The organism is Actinoplanes sp. NPDC051388, from assembly GCF_055586225.1.
In genome coordinates this window covers 364,016-380,897 of sequence record NZ_JBVJIP010000008.1, presented here as the reverse complement: position 1 = coordinate 380,897, position 16,882 = coordinate 364,016, and the positions used below count along the sequence as shown (strand labels likewise).

Genomic DNA, 16,882 nt, shown 5'->3' with positions numbered 1-16,882 from the left:
GGGGTCGCGCACCTCATGCCGAAGGACCCGGCGGCGGCCAGAAGAAGGAGGAGCGCGGGCCGGCGCCGGCCGTATCGTGACGGCATGTCCCCGAGGCCCCGGTGGTTGCTCGACGCGGCGGTGGTCGCGCTCGTCGCGGGCTTCGGCGCGGCGAGCATCGTGCTGGGCCCGCCCTCGGGCACGCCCGCGCTGCAGTGGGCGCTGGTGCAGACGTCGGCCGTCATGCTGGTGTTGCTCCGGCGTCTGCCGGTGCTGGTGGTGACCGTCGAGGTGGCCCTGGTGCTGGCCGGTGAACTGCTGCTCGACGTCGCGAGCCACGTCGCCCCGCTGGCCGCCGCGTTCGCGCTGGGTGTGGTCGCGCTCCGGCACGGCTGGGCGGTGACCGGGGCGTGCTGGGCGGCCGTCCTCGGCGCGGTGCTGTTCAGCGTGGCCCGCGACGGCACCGCGCTGATGATCGGCGCGAACGGCCTGGTGTTCGTGGTCGCGCTGGCGCTCGCGGTGGCCGCACCGGTCGCCTTCGGCCGCTACCTCGCCGGGTTGCGGCAGGCCGCCGTGGTCGCCGGGGAACGCGCCCGGGAGGCCGAGGAGCGCCGCCGCGCCGAGGGGGACGCCGCGCGCGAGGCGGAACGCGCCCGGATCGCCGGCGACCTGCACGACCTGGTCGCCCACCACGTCTCGGCGATCGCGCTGCAGGCCGGCTCCGCGCAGTACGCCGCCACCCACGGCCCGGACGACGAACAGCGCCTGCGGGCGGCGGTGGCCGGTCTGCGCTCGATCCACGTCGGCGCCCGGCAGGCGTTGCTGGACCTGCGCGGGATGCTGCTGATCCTGCGCGACCCCGACGACGACGGCCCACTGGTGGACCCGGAGAAGATGATCGCGGACGCGGTCGAGCTGAGCCGCACGGCCGGACTGGAGATCGCGACGCACCTGGACGAGCGGGCGGCCGGCACCCCGCTGTCGCTGCGGGTCACCGCCGCCCGGGTGGTGCAGGAGGCGCTGACCAACGCGCTGAAGCACGCCGGCCCCGGCACCCACGTGGACACCACGGTCGCGGTCGAGGGGAGTGGGTTGCGGATCGACGTGGCCAACTCGGCGCCCGGTGGTCCGCGGCCGGTGCTGCCCGCCTCCGGCCACGGCCTCGAGGGCATGCGCCGGCGGGTCGAGATCCACGGCGGCACGGTGGATGCCGGGCCGACGCCGGCCGGTGGCTGGCGGCTGTGCGTGACGCTTCCGGCGGCGGTGCGGTCGTGATCCGGGTGCTGGTGGTGGACGATCAGGCGCTGGTCCGGGCCGGGGTCACCATGTTGTTGCGCACGGCCGGGGAGGACGTGGTCGGCGAGGCGGCGGACGGGCAGGACGCGGTCCGGCTGGCCGAGCGGCTGCGCCCCGACGTGATCCTGATGGACCTGCGGATGCCCCGGATGAACGGCATCGAGGCCACCCGACGGATCCTCGGCGCGCAGCCGGCCACCCGGGTGCTGATGCTGACCACGTTCGACGACGACGCCGAGGTGTACGGCGCGCTGCGGGCCGGCGCGTCGGGCTATCTGCTCAAGGACGGCGAGCCGGACGAGATGGTCGAGGCGGTCCGGCGGGCCGCCCGCGGCGAGTCGCTGCTGGCGCCCGCGGTCCTGGCCCGGGTCCTGGCCCGGGCGGTCCGCGCGCACCAGGACGAGGACGAGGCCGGCCCGACCGAGGTGGACGTGCTGACCCCGCGCGAGGTCGACGTGCTGCGGCTGGTCGGGGCCGGCTGGTCCAACGCCGAGATCGGCGCGTCGCTGCACGTCGGCGTGACCACGGTCAAGTCGCACGTCGCGGCCATCACCGAGAAGCTGGGCCTGCGCAACCGGGTGCAGGCCGCGGTCGTGGCGCACCGGGCCGGCCTGGTGGACGACGGGTTCCAGCCTCTCTAAAGCTCGGCATCGCGCGGCCGATAGAGCACTCATGCTGAAACGCGCCATCGCCGTGCTCGGCGCCGCCGCGGCGCTGGTCGCGGCTGCCGCCGCACCCGCGTCGGCGGCCACCACCGCCGCCTGCCGCTCGGGCGCGGACAGCCCCTCCTGCCAGGTCTGGAACGGCAAGGTCGCCTGGGTGCCGGACGGGGACACCCCGCTGATCGACGTCTATGGCGACGGCACCGCCGAGCCGCTGTCGATCCGGCTGATCGGCGTGCAGGCGATGGAGCAGTCGGTCTATCACCCGACCGTGGCCAAGCGCCGCGGCGAGTGCCACGCGCTGGCCGCGACCGCCCGGGTCGAGCAGCTCGTCAAGGCCGGCGGCGGGATCGTCCGGCTGACCGCGATGCACGCGTCCAGCACCAGCCGCGGCCGCCCGCTGCGCTCGGTCGCGGTGAAGCTCGACGGGAAGTGGCACGACATCGGCCTGGACCTGATCCGCAACGGGTACGCGTTGTGGCTGCCCATCCCCGGCGAGTACGCGTGGAACCCGGCCTATCGCCTGGCCGCCCAGCGCGCCGCCCAGGAAGGCCGGCGGATGTACGACACCGACACGTGCGGCGTCGGCCCGATGCAGGGCGCGAAGCTCAGCATGCACGTGAACTACGACGCCGCGGGCTCGGACGACGTGAACGTCAACGGCGAGTGGATGCGGGTGGACAACGCGGGCTCGGTGGCGGTCTCGCTGGCCGGCTGGTGGGTCCGCGACTCCGGGCTGCGGCGCTACACGTTCCCGGCCGGCGCCACGGTGGCCGGTCGCGGTTCGATCTACGTGCACGTCGGCAAGGGCTCGGCGACGGCGACGCACAAGTACTGGGGACAGCCCGGACCGGTCTTCGCCAATCCCACCTCCGACGTGCAGGCGATCGGCGACGGTGGCTACCTCTTCGACCCGCGCGGCGACCTGCGCGCCTGGGAGCTGTACCCGGACGTGCTCTGAAGCACGGTTGTGCTTTTCGCACGGTCGTGCTTTTGTTGGCGGGTGAGCAAGGGTGAGGACACGAAGGTCGCGGTGCTCGACCAGGCCGTCGAGGTGGCCCGGCGGCTCGGGCTCAGCGGCCTGACCATCGGGCTGCTGGCCGAGCAGGCCGATCTCTCCAAGAGCGGGGTCTTCGGCCACTTCCGGTCCAAGGAAGCGCTGCAGATGCAGGTGCTGCAGCACGCCCGCGCGCACTTCGAGGCCGTCGTCGCCCGGCCGGCCCTGCGTGCCCCGCGCGGCGAGCCGCGGCTGCGGGCGCTGTTCGACGCGTGGCTCGGCTGGGGCACGATGCCCGGCGGGTGCCCGTTCATCGCCGCCTCCACCGAGTTCGACGACCGGCCCGGCGCCGTGCACGACGTGCTCGTGCAGGGCGAGCGCGACATGTTCGACATGATCGCGACGATCTTCCGCACCGGCGTCTCCGAGGGGCAGTTCCGCGACGACGCCGATCCCGAGCAGTTCGCCCAGGATCTCTATGGCGTCATTCTGGCTCGGCACCACACCCAGCGGCTGCTCGGCGACGAGCGGGCCGAGAGTCGCGCCCGGCACGCCTTCGAGGCGCTGCTCGCCGCCGCGCGGATCACCGACTGAGAGGAACCCGTCATGGCCGTCGCCGACGTGCGCGCAAAAAAAAGCACGACCGTTCGTACTTTTCAATGGGCGATGACAGTCCTCGACCGGATCGCGCCCCCGCTCGCCGCCCGGCTGGCCGAGCGCCTCTGGTTCACCCTGCCGCGCGTCCCGATCGGAGACCCGCTGCCGGGCGGCGAGGAGGTGCGCGTCGATCTCGGCGGCCGGCCGATCGCCGCCCAGGTGTGGGGGACCGGCCCGCTGGTCTATCTGGTGCACGGCTGGGGCGGGAACGGCGCACAGCTCGCCGCGTTCGTCGAGCCCCTGGTCGCCGCCGGCCACCGGGTGGTCACGTTCGACGCGCTGAGCCACGGGCTGTCCGGTCCGGGCGCGTTCGGCCCGCGATCGTCGTCCATCCCGGAACTCGCCGCATCTCTGACCGCGGTCGCCACCGCCTACGGCCCGGCCCACGCGGTGATCGCGCATTCGCTGGGCACCGCCGCCACCGCGGTCGCCCTCCGCGAGGGCCTGCCGGTCGGCCGGGTGGCGCTGCTGGCCCCGACGGCCGGTCCGGTGCCCTACGTGCGGGCCTTCGCCGGGAGCCTGGGCCTGCGCGACCGCACCTACCGCCGCCTGATCGACCGGATCGAGCGGCGCGTCGGCGCCCCGATGGCCGCCTTCGACCTGCTCGAGATCGGCCGGACGATCGACGTGCCGCCGACCTTGATCGTGCACGACCGCGACGACAGGTCGACGCCGGTCACCGACGGCGAGGCCATCGCGAACGCCTGGCCGGGGGCGAAGCTGCAGATCACCAAGGGGCTCGGCCACCGCCGCCTGCTGCGCGACCCGGAGGTGGTGGCCGACGTCGTCGACTTCGTCAGCTACTTCACCGCACCCGCGACCAGGCCGGCCACGTAGTAGCGCTGCAGCAACAGGTAAAGCACGATGCACGGGATCGCGGTGATCGCGACGCCGGCCTGCATGATGCCCCAGTTCAGCGAGCCGAGCTGGTTGGAGGCCAGCACGGTCAGCGTCACCGGCAGGGTGAACTTGGCCTCGTCGGTGATCAGGATCAGCGCGGCGAAGAACTCGTTCCAGCAGGCGAAGAACGTGAACAGCGCGGTGCTGATCAGGCCCGGCACGGCCACCGGCAGCAGCACCCGGTACATCGCCTTGAGGAAGCCGCAGCCGTCGATCAGCGCGGCCTCCTCGATGCTGGCCGGCAGCGCGGCGAAGCTGTTGCGCATCAGGAAGATGCCGAACGGCAGCTGGAACGTGGTGTAGACCAGCGTCAGCCCGAACAGCGTGTTGTTCAGCCCCAGCGTCTGCAGGATCGAGAACAGCGGCGTGATGATCGCCTGGAACGGGATCATGAAGGTCGCCAGGATCACGAAGAACAGCAGGCCGCTGCCGCGGAACCGGAGCTTGGCGAAGCCGTAGCCGGCCAGTGCGGCGAGCACTACGGTGAGCACGGTGGCGCCGGTCGACACCAGCACGCTGTTGCCGATGTGCTGCCAGATGCCGAACTGCCCGGTGTTCTCCAGCGCCCGGTAGTTGTCGGTGGAGAGGCCGTGCGGATACATCGTCGGTGGGTTCTCGGTCGCCTCGGCGGACGACTTCAGCGACTGCGACATCATGATGTAGAGCGGATAGAGCACGATGATCGAGACGCAGACGCAGGCCGCCCACCAGGCGGCGCGGGGCAGTGATCGGCGCACTTCGGCAAGGGTGTTCATCAGTAGTCCGTCTTCCGCAGCAGGAGCATCTGCAGGGCGCTGACCGCGGCGAGGGCGACCATCAGCATCGCCGAGAGGGCGGCGCCGTAGCCGAGGTCGAAGTTGATGAAGGACGTGCGATAGATCTGATAGACCGCGGTGATCGTGCTGTTCGACGGCCCGCCCGCGGTCATGATGTAGAACTGGTCGAAGGCCAGCAGCGAGCCGGCCACCGAGAAGACCAGCACCAGCGCCAGCGTCGGGCGCAGCAGCGGCAGCGTGATCCGGGTGAAGGTCTTCCACCGCCCGGCGCCGTCGATCCGGGCCGCCTCGGTCAGCTCCTCCGGAATGGACTGCAGTCCGGACATCAGCAGGATCATCTGCATGCCGGTGATCTTCCAGACCACCATCCCGCTGACCAGCAGCAGCGCGCTGGTCGCGGTGGCGAACCAGTTGGTGTCCCGGTCGCCGATGCCGACCTTGACCGCCAGATCGGCGAGCGGGCCCAGGCTCGGCTGGGCGAGATAGACGAAGAGGTATGCGGCCGCGGCGAAGCCGATCACCACCGGCAGGAAGAAGATCGACTGGAACACCCGGGCCGCCTTGCCGGCCCGGTTGACCAGGAAGGCCAGCGCCAGCGCCGGGATCAGCAGCAGCGGGGTGATCAGCGCCGTGTACTTCAGGGTGAAGCCGATCGCGTTCAGCCACTCGGTGTCCTTCATCGCCTGCCGGTAGTTCTCCAGGCCGATGAACTCGTGGTCGCCGAGCAGCGGCCAGTCGTGCAGCGACATCCAGAACGTCATCACCAGCGGCACGATGAAGAACACCGTGACGACGGCCAGCGCGGGCGCGACGAGCGCCATGCCGACCAGTTGACGGCGACGCCGATAGGTCAGCCACGGCCCGCGCGGCTGGTCCGACGTGCCGTCGGCCGCCCGTCGCACCGCCGGAGGGCTGGTGGTCTCGGTCATTGCGGGGCTCTCCTCTACCCGGGCGAAGAGCCCGCCGCGACCCGCGAGAGGGCCGCGGCGGGACCGTCGCTCAGCCCTTGTCGATGATCTGCTGCGCGGCCGTCTGGGCGGTGGCCTGCGCCGCCTTCACGTCGCCGGTGCCGAAGACCGCCTGGTTGACCAGGATCGCCCAGGGGCCGTTGTTGTCGTTGATGATCCCGTTCTCCACCACGCTGTAGGGCGTCTGGCCGGTGCCCATCGAGTCGCCGAGGATCTTGTAACGGGGGTCGAGCGGCGCGTAGATCTTGTCGATCAGGTCGGTGCGGACGGGCACGATCGAGTTCTTCGCGAGGATGGTCTGCGCCTCCTCGTCGGTCGCCCACTTGACGAAGTCGTACGCGACGGCCTTGTTCTTGGCGCCTTTGGTGACCGCGATCTCGTCGCCGCCGGCGAACGAGGCCGTGCCACCGTCCTTGCCGACGATCGGCGTGACGCCGAAGTCGATCTTCTTGTCGGCGACCAGCGACTGCACGAAGAACGCGCCCAGGTTGGTCATGCCGACCTTGCCGCTCTGGAACGACGTGCCCTGGATCGAGCCGTTGTCGGTCTTGGCCGACGGCGGCATCAGCCCCTCGGTCCACATCTGGCGGTAGAAGGTCAGCGCGTCGGTCACCTCCTGGCTGTCCAGCATCGCCGTCTTGCCGTCGTCGGAGAGGATCTTCCCGCCGCTGGCCCAGACGTGCGGCGCGGTCTCGAAGACGTTGCAGCCGCCGCACTGGCCGGCCATCGTGAAGCCGTAGTAGTCCTTGCCGAGCTTGCGGATCGCCTGCGCGGCGGCCAGCATCTCGGCATAATTCGTCGGCGGCTTCTCCGGGTCGAGGCCGGCTTTCTTGAACAGGTCCTTGTTGTAGAAGGTGACCGAGGCCTCGGCGGTGAACGGCAGGGCGTAGGTCTTGCCCTCGTAGACCGCCAGCTTCTTGTGCGCCGGGCTCAGACTGTCCTTCCAGGACAGTGAGTCGAGCACCGGGGAGATGTCGTCCAGCACGCCGGTCGACGCGAAATAGGGCAGGTAGACCAGGTCGATCGAGGCGATGTCCGGGCCGGAGCCGGAGGCGGCCGCGGTGCCGAACTTCTGCACGAAGTTGGCGGACGGCACGACGGTCACCTGCACCTTGCCGTCGTGCGACTTGTTGTAGGCGTCGGTGAGGAGGTTGATGAAACCCTTCTGGCTGTCCCGGACCCACAGCGTGGCGTTGCCGGTCGGTTTGTCGGTCGCCTTCGACGTCTCGCCGCCGCCTCCGCAGCCCGTGACGACGAGCGCGAGGGCGGTGGTCGCGGCCGCGATCGCGACGACCCTGCCTGTTCTGACCATGATGAGGAATCTCTTTCTGCCGTTTGAGGGACGAGGAATCAGACGAGTGGGAGCCAGACGCGCATGGCGTTCGGTCCCCGGTTCGCCCACCAGTGGTAGGGAATCGCGGTGACGGTGATCGGAATGTCGCCGGCCGGAGCGGCCGGAGCGTAGGGCGCGTAGAGCGCCGGCTGGTGCGGGCGCGCGACCGCGGACAGCTTCAGCCGGACCGGGGCGACGTCGCCCGGCACGTGTTCCTCGGCGATCGGCGCGGCCGGATCCAGCCGCACCTGCTCGACCAGGACGTCGGCGGGCAGGTCGGCCTGTTCGACGCAGTAGACCAGCGGCCCGCGCAGCACCGCGACACAGCCGCGGACCGCGTCCACCCGCTCGTCGGCGCGGACCAGGCGCGGGGTCATCGGCAGGCTGAGCCGCACCGCGGCACCGTCCGAACAGGACACTCGAAGATATCCGCCGGGCTCGGGTTCGGTCCGGATCCGTCCGCCGGTCACGGTCGCCGAGGCGCCCGCCGCCCAGACCGGTACGCGCACGGCAAGCTCACCCTCGCCGCGCACGGTCACCACGACGTCGCCGTCCCACGGGTAACCGGTCTCCACCTCGGCGGTCAGCGACGGGCCGGCGAACGTGCCCGCGGTCAGCAGCTGCAACTGGAGTCCCGACGCGTCCGAGGTGGCGGCGTAACCGTGCACCGAGGCGAGCAGCCGGGCCAGGTTCGGCGGGCAGCAGGCGCAGGCGTACCAGGGCAGGCGCTCGCTGGGTGCGTCCTCGTTGCTGCCGTCGTGACCGGTGCGCAGCTGCAGCGGGTTGGAGTAGAAGAACGCCTTGCCCGAGCTGTCCGTGGCGGCGGCGATCGCGTTGAGCAGCGTGCGTTCCATCTCCTCGGCGTAGCGCGCCTGCCCGGTGGCTAGCAGCATGCGCCAGGCCCACTGCAGCGCCGCGATGGACGCGCAGGTCTCCGCGTAGGCCCGGTCCGGCGGGAGCTCGAACGGGTCGCCGTACGCCTCGTCGCGGTGCCGGGAGCCGTGCCCGCCGGTCAGATAGACCTTGCTGCCGAACGCGCTGTCCCACAACTGTTCCATCGCGTGCAGCAGCGACTCGTCACCGTTCTCCAGATGCAGATCGGTGACGCCGGCCGCGAGGTAGAGCTGGCGCACCGAGTGGCCGATCGCTTCCGTGGCCTCGCGTACCGGAAGATGGTCCTGGTAATAGGACGAGTCGAAACGGCCCGGCGGCAGTGAGCGGTGCCCGCGCCGCTCGATCTGCAGTTCCGCCGCGCGCAGATAGGAAGGCTCGCCGGTGACCCGGTAGAGCTCGATCAGCGCGGTCTCGACCTCGGGGTGCCCGTCGACCATCGCCCGGCCGTCGTCGCCGAAGTTCCGCACGATCAGATCCGCCACCCGCCGCGCGACGGCCAGGAAACGCTCGTCGGCGCCGCCGCGGTGCAGGGCGACGGCGGCCTGGATCAGGTGGCCGGCGCAGTAGAGCTCGTGACTCCATTCCGGGTGGGTGAAGCGCTCCTCGCCCGGCGAGCCCTGCACGAAGGTGTCCAGGTAGCCGTCCGGTTCCTGCACCTTCTCGAACAGGCCGGCGATCTCGGCGAGCACGTCGTCCCACTTCTCGGAGCCGCTGCGGCCCTTCTCCCAGCCGATCGCCTCCAGCGTCTTGTGCAGGTCGGAGTCCATGAACCAGGGCCCGGCGAAGGTGCCCGCCGGGCCGTCCGGACCGGCGTCGGCCAGCCGGCGGAAGTTCCGCACGGCGCCGGTGCTCTCCACGTTCTCCAGGCAGTGCTGGATGGTCGCCGTGTTGCGTTCCTGCCAGGCGCCGAGGAACGACTCCGGGGCCAGCCGGGCCGAGCTGAGCGGCAGCGGGGCGAGCCGGGCCGGCCGGCGCAGCACCACCGGGCCGGAAACGTCTTTGGTTTGAAGGTTCACCTGGGGCCTCTCCGAGCACGGAAACAGTTAGGAAACCGCTTGTTCAAAAATCAAGCTAGGAGGGCCGGTAGCCTCGGTCAAGGGGCGTTACGCTGACGACGTTTCCCAGTTGAGAACGCCCGTTCTCGCCCCGGTGGGAGCGAGGAAAAGGTTTTCCGGAATACTCTTCACGAGTCGCTGACGCCAGACCCAGGAACGGACCCGATGACACAGGAAGCCGGCCCCCGGGCCGCCACCCGCCGGATCGGCATCGCGGATGTCGCCGCGCTGGCCGGCGTCTCGCTGGGCACCGCTTCCAAGGCGCTGAACGGCCGCGGCACCCTGCGCGAGGAGACCCGCGCCCGGGTCCGCGCCGCCGCCGACGAGCTCGGCTTCGCGCCCAGCACGATCGCGCGCAGCCTGATCACCGGCCGCACCTTCACGGTCGGCATCATCACCACCGACAGCTACGGCCGGTTCAGCATCCCGGTCATGCGCGGCGTCGAGGACTCCCTCGGCGTCGGCGAGATGATCGCCTTCCTCTGCGACAGCCGCGACGACCCCATCCGCGAGCGTCATCACCTGCGCAAACTGCTGGAACGCCAGGTCGACGGCATCATCGTGGCCGGCCGGCGCACCGATGCCCGGCAGCCGCTGAGCGAGCACCTGCCGGTCCCGGTGGTCTATGCGTTCGGCCCGAGCAGCGACCCGCACGACTGCAGCGTGGTCAGCGACGAGAACGGCGCCGCCCGCCTCGCCATCGAGCATCTGGTCCGCACCGGCCGCCGGCGCATCGCGCACATCACCGGCCCGCCCTCGCACGCGTCCGCCCGCGAGCGCGCGACCGGCGCCGTCGAGGCGCTCGCCGAGCAGGGCCTGGAACTGGTCGGCGAGCCGCTGTTCGGCAGCTGGACGGAGGCGTGGGGGCGGTTCGCGGTGGCCCAGGTGTTGCGCACCGATCCCGGCTGCGACGGTGTGTTCTGCGGCAACGACGTGCTCGCCCGCGGCGTGCTCGACGGGCTGCGCGAGCTCGGCGTCGCACTGCCGACGCAGGTCGGCGTGGTCGGCGTGGACAACTGGGGAGTGATCGCGGAGGCCGCCCGGCCCCCGCTGACGACTGTCGACCTGGGCCTCGAGGAGATCGGCCGGCGGGCCGGCGACCTGCTGCTGGCGGCGATCGACGGCCACTCCGCGCCCGGCACCCACGTGGTCCCCAGCCACCTGGTCGTGCGGGAATCCTGACTTACGCGGGGCACTGGGCCAGCAGGTCCAGCGCCCTGTTGTAGACCTCCACATAGGCTTCGGCCTTCGCGCCCTGTTCGGAGACCGCCCCGCCGGTCAGGAGGAGGTAGTCGAGGCTCCACTCCACGAAGTAGACAGGCTTGGATCCTTTTGTGCTCGGCGTGAACTGACCACAGGTCAGGTAACCCGCCCGCCCATCCGGCAGCGTTGTCCGCCGGCCGTCATTCGGCGGCGCCTCGTAGCAGTCGCCTTCGCCGGCCGTGAGCGCCAACAGGTAGGCATCCATCTCCTTTTTGGTGACCCACAGCTGGAAATAGCCTCCGTCGCAGTTCGCGACCGCCGTCCTGTGCTTCGCGAGCTTCTCTTCCGTGCAGGTGGCCCGGATCGAAGTCGGAATCATCGACAGCAGAGCCGCGTAGTTCCGCGGGCCCTGCGGTGTCGGTGGTGTCGTCGTCGGGGCGGTGCTCGCGAGGTCGTTGTCCGGCTCGGCGGATGTGTCGGTGTCGCGGTTCACCACCCAGGCGATCAAGGCGATCGCCGTGATCGCGGCAACGACCCACAACCCGGCCGTGCGGAGTCGATGGAAGTCGTCGCTGGTCGTGGAGCCGAGCGTGGGCGCCGGCGGCGCGGCGACAGGTCGCGGCTCCGGCGGTGCCGGTGCCGCGGCCGGCTGTGCGGGCGGAGGCTTCGGTTCGGCCGGTGCCGGGGGAATGATCGCGCGGCCGATCACCCGAAGCTGTGCGGTGCCGGCCGGGCCGGTCAACGTGACGGTGTCGTCGAGGTCGCCTGCCGCGCGCGGATCCCAGCTCAGGTTCAGCGTCGATCCGGTGAGCCGCGCCCGCACCGTCGCACCCGCCTGCACCGTCGACGCCAGGGCCAGCGGACCGCCCAGCACCTCGACCTCGCGGACGACCGCCGGCGCCTCGATCGTCGTCTCGCCGAGGTCGACTTCGGACGCGGACAGGCGGACCTCCGCCTCGGCCAGCGCTTCGGTCGCGGCCAGACCCACCATGCGGCTGTCGTCGTCGGTCATCTCGCGCAGAGCGCTGAAGGCCGCGGCGGCCTTCTTCAGGTCTGCACCCTCGGCGATCGGGGCCAGCTCGCGCACCGCGGTGACCCGGGCTGCCGCGACCGGATGCTTCGCCAGGTCGAGCAGTTCCGGCGGGAGCGCCGCCGGCGGGACCCGGAGGTGCGGGTTGCGGGCCACATAGATGTCGCCCTGCACTCCGAAGGCCCAGCGGCTGGGGGTCTGGTTCGGGGTCACGTCGCGCACCCGGTCATAGACGAAGTCGTAGAGCTCGTCCAGCGACACCTGACCGTCCTGGTCGCGGTCGGCGTCGCCGCTGCGGATGCCCTCGACCAGGGCGCCGGTGAAGACCGAGGGAGCCGCCGAACCCCCGGCCAGCCGGGCTCCCTCGAAGGCGAACTCCATCGCGGTGGACGCGGTGATCACCACCCGGCCGCGGCCCTCGCCCAGGTGGCGCTGTCCGAACTGGTCGCCGACGTCGATGTCGCCGCCGGACCGGATCATGCCGCGTTCGAAGGCGCCGCCATAGCAACAGTCCAGCAACAACACCACGCGCTGGGCTCGGCTGCGCTGGATCAGGCGGTTGACCCAGGCGGCGTCCACCGCCGTGGAGCCGAGCAGGTCGGGCCGGGTATCCGTCGCGGCCAGGTGCAGCTCGCCGGTCTCGTCCTTGATGCCGTGGCAGGAGAAGTGCAGCAGCACCAGGTCGGACCGGTCGCGCCGGGCGAGCAGCGACTCCACGCGCCGGCCGATCTCGCCCGAGGGCGCGTTGCGCAGCACGTCGACCTCGAAGCCGCCCAGGCCGGGATCGCCGAGCACCTCGGCCAGCGCGTCGGCGTCGGCGGTCGGGCCGGCCAGCTCGTGCAGGGCCGGATCGTCGTACCGGTCGACCGCGACCACCAGGGCGAGCCGGCGGTCGGTCATGCCGCTCCTTCAATGGTGGACCTCTGTGGAAGCTCCAGTCTGGAGACCCGGCAGACATCGACCACAGTGGTAATTGTCATGAGAAAAGCGAAAACCGTTCACAAAAGGTCGGTGCCCCCACCCGGGGGCACCGACCTCGGTGTGGATCGATCAGAGAATGCCTCGCGCCTGGAAGGCGCCTTCCGTCTTGGTCGCGGCGCGGGCGCCATAGAGGGCCCGCGCGGCGACGACCGTGAGCCGGGCGGCCTCCGGCATGTCGACGTCCGGCGGGAAGAAGAACTGCGCCTCCAGGATCACCCGGTTGGCGGCCCGCCGGCCGAGCGCGCCGTTGATGTCCCACAGCGCCCGCGACCAGATCTCGCCGTCGTCGTGCACCTCACCGTCGAGGTCGTCGGGATAGACCTTCTCGCCGTCGGTGCGCCGCAGGCAGTGCGGTTCCTCCGACGTGTACGAGGTGGCGTCCCAGTCCATCACGCAGGCAGCCGGCGTGACCGTGGTGTCCTGGCTGGTCGCCTGCGACATGGTCACCGCCCAGTAGTCGCCGAAGCCCTCGCCGATCGCGCCGGCCTCCTCGGACAGCCCGTAGTCCGGCACCTGGTCGGCCTGGATCGCGTGCCCGTATTCGTGCCAGATCACCTCCTGGTCCTCGGCGTCGTCCACGCCGCCGGTGCCGAAGGTGATCGAGTCCACCGAGTCGTCGTAGAACGAGTTGTCGTCGGTGAACCCGGTGGTGATGAAGTCCTGCGGCTCGTTGTTCACGTCCGCGAAGCCGAGCCGGTGGATGTACGCCTGTGCCTGGGTGATGTTGTAGTACGACATCACCTGCTCGAAGCCGGGCTCAGACCGGTTGAAGTCGTAGACCCGATCCGCCGCGGTGACCGGGTCCTCGCTGATGTTGTTGGCATAGGCGCCCTGCAGCGTGGTCTTGCCCCGGTCGAGTTTGACCAGCTTGACGTCGCGATAGGCCGGCCCGAAGACCGGGTCGTCCGCGTCCTCCAGGTCGGTCAGCGACTCGTCCTGCAGGCTCACCACGGGGTTGGGGTCGAAGACGCGACCGCGCCCGTCGACCTCCTTGATCGTCTTCTCCTCGTCGAGGACCGCGCCGGAGCCCGCGTCCAGCAGCGTCTTCGTGGTGCCGCCGGGGGTGCGGGTGAGCGTCATCCAGGCGAGCTTGGCGGGGGAGCCGGGCACCACGACGAGTTCGGCGCTGGCCGGCCGCTCGTCGAGGCGGCCCTCCACCGCGGACTTCGCGCGGTCGCCGCTGATGTCGGCGGAGGTGTCGGCCAGCCCGGTCACCGGCTGGCGCCGGTCGGTGACGGTCTCCTTGCCGCCCGCGGTGTGCGTGGCGTAGTAGCCGCCGACCACCGGGATGCCCTGGTGCATCTGCTGGTACCAGGTGTGCGTGCCGAGCAGCGACTGCCGGACCTGGAGCTGGCGCAGGTCGTCGGGGACGGACGGCGCGGCGTCGGCCGGTATCGCGGTCGCCGCGACCATGCCGGCCACGACCAGGGGGACCATGACCCGAGATGTCATCTTCACCCCGGGCACGCTAGACCCTCCGGCAACGAATGCAAATGACTCTATGCGGGTCGGGGCTGGAACAATTTCCATCGCCCCTCGGAGACGACCTCGACGACGCCGTCCACCATCTTGATCGCGGTCTCGTCGTCGATCGCATAGGTCGGCACCGGGATGTGCGCCGCCCACTTCTTCGCGTTCGGCAGCGACGCGTCCGGATGGCCCGGGTTCTCCAGATGCGGGATCACCGCGAAGTCGACCAATCCGGCGCCCTGCCCGGTGACCAGGATCCGGTCGACGTCACCCTCGGGCGTGGCGAAGACGACGTGCTCCGACTTCAGCGGTCCGTCCTTGCCGCGCGGCGGCTCGGTGTAGGTCTCCACGAAGGTGCCGGTGGCGGCGATGCTCCCGGCGCTCACTCCGACATAGACCGCCTCGGAGCGCAGCGTCGGCAGCAGGTCGGCCAAGCCGGAGCGCCGCAGCCACTCGGCCAGGAACAGCGGGTCGCCGCCCCACGCCAGCAGCGCGTCCGCCTCCCGGACGGTCGGCACCCAGGCGTCCTCCTCGATGTGCGGCAGCGCCGTCAGCTCCAGGATCCCCAGCGACTTCCAGCCCAGTCCGGACAGCCGCGAGTGGCCGGTGCCGCTGAGCGCCCGCGCTGCCATGTAGGGCCCGCCGGGAAACGGGTAGATCGCGGTGGGGATGAGCAGGGCGGTGGACTCCGCGATCGGCTTGCCCAGGAGGTCGGCCAGTGCACCCTCGATGCTGGGGTTGGTGACACCGGACGAGGTCAGCAGAGCTCTCATGCCGCCCGACACTAGCGCCGGAATCGGCCGAGAGTGTGCCCGGTGGCCCGCTTGCAGAGGTATTCGGCACGCTCGTAGGACAGCCTCCGGCGGCCGGTCTCCGGGCAGAGGTCGGCCGCGCCCGGCGTCCGCGACGGCCCGGGGCGGCGGTCGGAGAGAAAGACCGGTCCTCGGGTGCGCCCGGCGAGCAACTCCGGCAACAGGGCAGCGGTCCGCGAGCGCCAGCCCACCCCCGAACGTGCCCGGCGATCGGCGAGATCCAGGTCCTCCACATTCAGGGCCAGCACCGCGCCGATCGGGGCGCCGGACTCGTGCAGCAGCAGCCAGAGAACGCGTTCGCGCAGAGACACGCCGGGACGGTCGGGCGCGGCGGCGGTGACCGGCGGCCGCGGCGCGGGCGAGACGCTGCGGACCGGGACCGCGGAGGTCAGATCCGGCAGCCCGGCCCAGGAGGCGAACGACCGCACCGCGGCCCGGTGCCGGTTCCACGAGCGGGCGGACACCGACGGCCAGGACCGGGCGAAGGCGTCGGCCACCGCGGCGGCGGTGAGGGTGGACAGTGGCGCTCGTTCGCCGAGCGCACGGCGTACCCGATGAAGGGTCTGTCCGTAGGACCGCGCGGTGGCAACGGAAAGGCCGGCCAGGAACTCGTCGGCGGCCGGGCCCAGCAGCGGACCGGCGGCCGGGGGAGCGGCCGCGCGCCGGCGCAGGAAGTCGCGCTCGGCCGCGTTGCCGGTCAGCGACGCGGCGCGTTCCAGCTCGGCGCGCGCCTCGGGCACCCGGCCCAGCCGCAGCAGCAGGTCACCACGCACGCCGGGCAGCAGGTGGTAGTCGCTGAGCTGCGGATCCGTCCGCAACTCGTCGACCAGCGCGAGCCCGGCGGCCGGCCCGTCCGCGAAACCCACCGCGACCGCCCGGTTGAGCCGCACGATCGGCGTCGGCAGCAGGCGCACCAGCACCTCGTAGAGCGACGCGATCTGCCGCCAGTCGGTGTCCGCCGCGGTCGCCGCCTGCGCGTGCGTGACCGCGATCGCGGCCTGCAGCAGATAGTGCCCGGGCGGGCCGCCGCAGGCGCGGGCCCGCAGCATCGCCGCGAAACCGCGGTTGATCAGCAGCCGGTCCCAGCGGCCCCGGTCCTGCTCGTGCAGCAGCACCGGTTCGCCGGCCGGCCCGGTGCGCGCCGCCGACCGGGACTGCTGGATCTCCATCAGCGCGACCAGCCCGTGCACCTCGGCCTCGCCCGGCGCCAGCCCGGCCAGCAACCGGCCCAGCCGCAGCGCCTCCAGGCACAGGTCGAGCCGCATCAGGTCGTCGCCCGAGGTCGCCGAATAGCCCTCGTTGAAGACCAGGTAGACCACCTCGAGCACGGACGCGAGCCGGGGCGCGAGCGCGTCGCCGGCGGGCATCTCATAGGGCACCTCCGCGGCGGCCAGCGCGCGTTTGGCGGCGGCGATCCGGCGGGTGATCTCCGGCTCGGCGACCAGGAACGCGCGGGCGATCTCGGCGGTGCTCAGCCCGGCCACCACGCGCAGGGTCAGCGCCACCCGGGCCTCGGCCGGCAGCACCGGATGGCAGGAGATGAACATCAGCCGGAGGACATCGTCGCCGCTTTCCGCCACCTGCTCGTCGTCCGCCTGCAAGACCGCAAGATCACGATGGGTACGCCCGGCCCGCTGCGACCGGCGGATGTGGTCGACCGCCCGGCGCCGCGCGATCGCGGTCAGCCAGGCGCCGGGGTTGTCCGGCACCCCCTGCGCCGGCCATTGCTCGAGCGCCGCCACCAGCGCGTCCTGCGCGATCTCCTCGGCCAGCCCGACGTCGTGGACCAGCCGCAGGAGCCCGCCGACGATGCGTGCGGACTCCTGCCTCCAGACCACGCCGATGGTGGCGCGAGCGTCGGTCATGGCC

Annotated in this window: 14 protein-coding genes; 6 read left to right on the top strand and 8 right to left on the bottom strand. The window is 71.5% G+C overall.

Going from position 1 to position 16,882, the window contains the following annotated elements; all coding sequences use genetic code 11:
* Nucleotides 1-84: 84 nt before the first annotated feature.
* The 5 genes from ACZ6TI_RS22455 (at nt 85) to ACZ6TI_RS22435 (ending at nt 4,428) form a co-directional block, all read left to right on the top strand.
* Nucleotides 85-1,254 (top strand): sensor histidine kinase, encoded by a 1,170-nt coding sequence (locus ACZ6TI_RS22455; RefSeq protein WP_465347045.1) that lies wholly within the window; start codon nt 85-87, stop codon nt 1,252-1,254.
* 50 nt (nt 1,255-1,304) lie between these two features.
* Nucleotides 1,305-1,916, top strand: a complete 612-nt coding sequence (locus ACZ6TI_RS22450) for a response regulator (RefSeq protein WP_465347134.1) — start codon at nt 1,305-1,307, stop codon at nt 1,914-1,916.
* A gap of 31 nt (nt 1,917-1,947) precedes the next feature.
* On the top strand, nt 1,948-2,898 hold the full coding sequence (locus tag ACZ6TI_RS22445; protein ID WP_465347044.1) for a lamin tail domain-containing protein: 951 nt from the start codon (nt 1,948-1,950) through the stop codon (nt 2,896-2,898).
* A gap of 42 nt (nt 2,899-2,940) precedes the next feature.
* The gene (locus ACZ6TI_RS22440; RefSeq protein WP_465347043.1) at nt 2,941-3,528 is read left to right on the top strand and encodes a TetR/AcrR family transcriptional regulator; all 588 of its coding nucleotides are present in this window, start codon (nt 2,941-2,943) and stop codon (nt 3,526-3,528) included.
* Between the two features lie 72 nt (nt 3,529-3,600).
* Nucleotides 3,601-4,428 (top strand): alpha/beta fold hydrolase, encoded by an 828-nt coding sequence (locus ACZ6TI_RS22435; protein ID WP_465347042.1) that lies wholly within the window; start codon nt 3,601-3,603, stop codon nt 4,426-4,428.
* Here ACZ6TI_RS22435 and ACZ6TI_RS22430 read toward each other — a convergent pair.
* The 4 genes from ACZ6TI_RS22430 to ACZ6TI_RS22415 form a co-directional block, all read right to left on the bottom strand.
* On the bottom strand, nt 4,392-5,246 hold the full coding sequence (locus tag ACZ6TI_RS22430; RefSeq protein WP_465347041.1) for a carbohydrate ABC transporter permease: 855 nt from the start codon (nt 5,244-5,246) through the stop codon (nt 4,392-4,394). The genes ACZ6TI_RS22435 and ACZ6TI_RS22430 overlap by 37 nt on opposite strands.
* On the bottom strand, nt 5,246-6,196 hold the full coding sequence (locus ACZ6TI_RS22425; protein WP_465347040.1) for a carbohydrate ABC transporter permease: 951 nt from the start codon (nt 6,194-6,196) through the stop codon (nt 5,246-5,248). Before ACZ6TI_RS22425 ends, ACZ6TI_RS22430 begins: the two co-directional genes overlap by 1 nt.
* Nucleotides 6,197-6,266: 70 nt before the next feature.
* Nucleotides 6,267-7,547, bottom strand: a complete 1,281-nt coding sequence (locus ACZ6TI_RS22420; protein WP_465347039.1) for an ABC transporter substrate-binding protein — start codon at nt 7,545-7,547, stop codon at nt 6,267-6,269.
* Between the two features lie 38 nt (nt 7,548-7,585).
* Entirely contained in the window at nt 7,586-9,478 is a 1,893-nt protein-coding gene (locus tag ACZ6TI_RS22415; protein ID WP_465347038.1) for a glycoside hydrolase family 127 protein, read from the bottom strand.
* 204 nt (nt 9,479-9,682) lie between these two features.
* On the opposite strand from ACZ6TI_RS22415, the gene ACZ6TI_RS22410 reads away from it, so the two are divergent.
* On the top strand, nt 9,683-10,699 hold the full coding sequence (locus ACZ6TI_RS22410) for a LacI family DNA-binding transcriptional regulator (RefSeq protein ID WP_465347037.1): 1,017 nt from the start codon (nt 9,683-9,685) through the stop codon (nt 10,697-10,699).
* 1 nt (nt 10,700) lies between these two features.
* Here ACZ6TI_RS22410 and ACZ6TI_RS22405 read toward each other — a convergent pair whose 3' ends face one another.
* From ACZ6TI_RS22405 to ACZ6TI_RS22390, 4 genes are all read right to left on the bottom strand, one after another.
* Nucleotides 10,701-12,650, bottom strand: a complete 1,950-nt coding sequence (locus ACZ6TI_RS22405; protein WP_465347036.1) for a caspase family protein — start codon at nt 12,648-12,650, stop codon at nt 10,701-10,703.
* A gap of 150 nt (nt 12,651-12,800) precedes the next feature.
* Nucleotides 12,801-14,183 carry a M36 family metallopeptidase gene (locus ACZ6TI_RS22400; protein ID WP_465347133.1) on the bottom strand — a complete coding sequence of 461 codons (1,383 nt, stop codon included), beginning with the start codon at nt 14,181-14,183 and terminating at the stop codon, nt 12,801-12,803.
* 47 nt (nt 14,184-14,230) lie between these two features.
* Nucleotides 14,231-14,974: a Type 1 glutamine amidotransferase-like domain-containing protein gene (locus tag ACZ6TI_RS22395; RefSeq protein WP_465347035.1), complete on the bottom strand. Its 744-nt coding sequence runs from the start codon at nt 14,972-14,974 to the stop codon at nt 14,231-14,233.
* An 11-nt stretch (nt 14,975-14,985) separates the two neighbouring features.
* Nucleotides 14,986-16,878, bottom strand: coding sequence for a DUF6596 domain-containing protein (locus tag ACZ6TI_RS22390; RefSeq protein WP_465347034.1), 1,893 nt, complete (start codon nt 16,876-16,878; stop codon nt 14,986-14,988).
* Nucleotides 16,879-16,882: the final 4 nt, after the last annotated feature.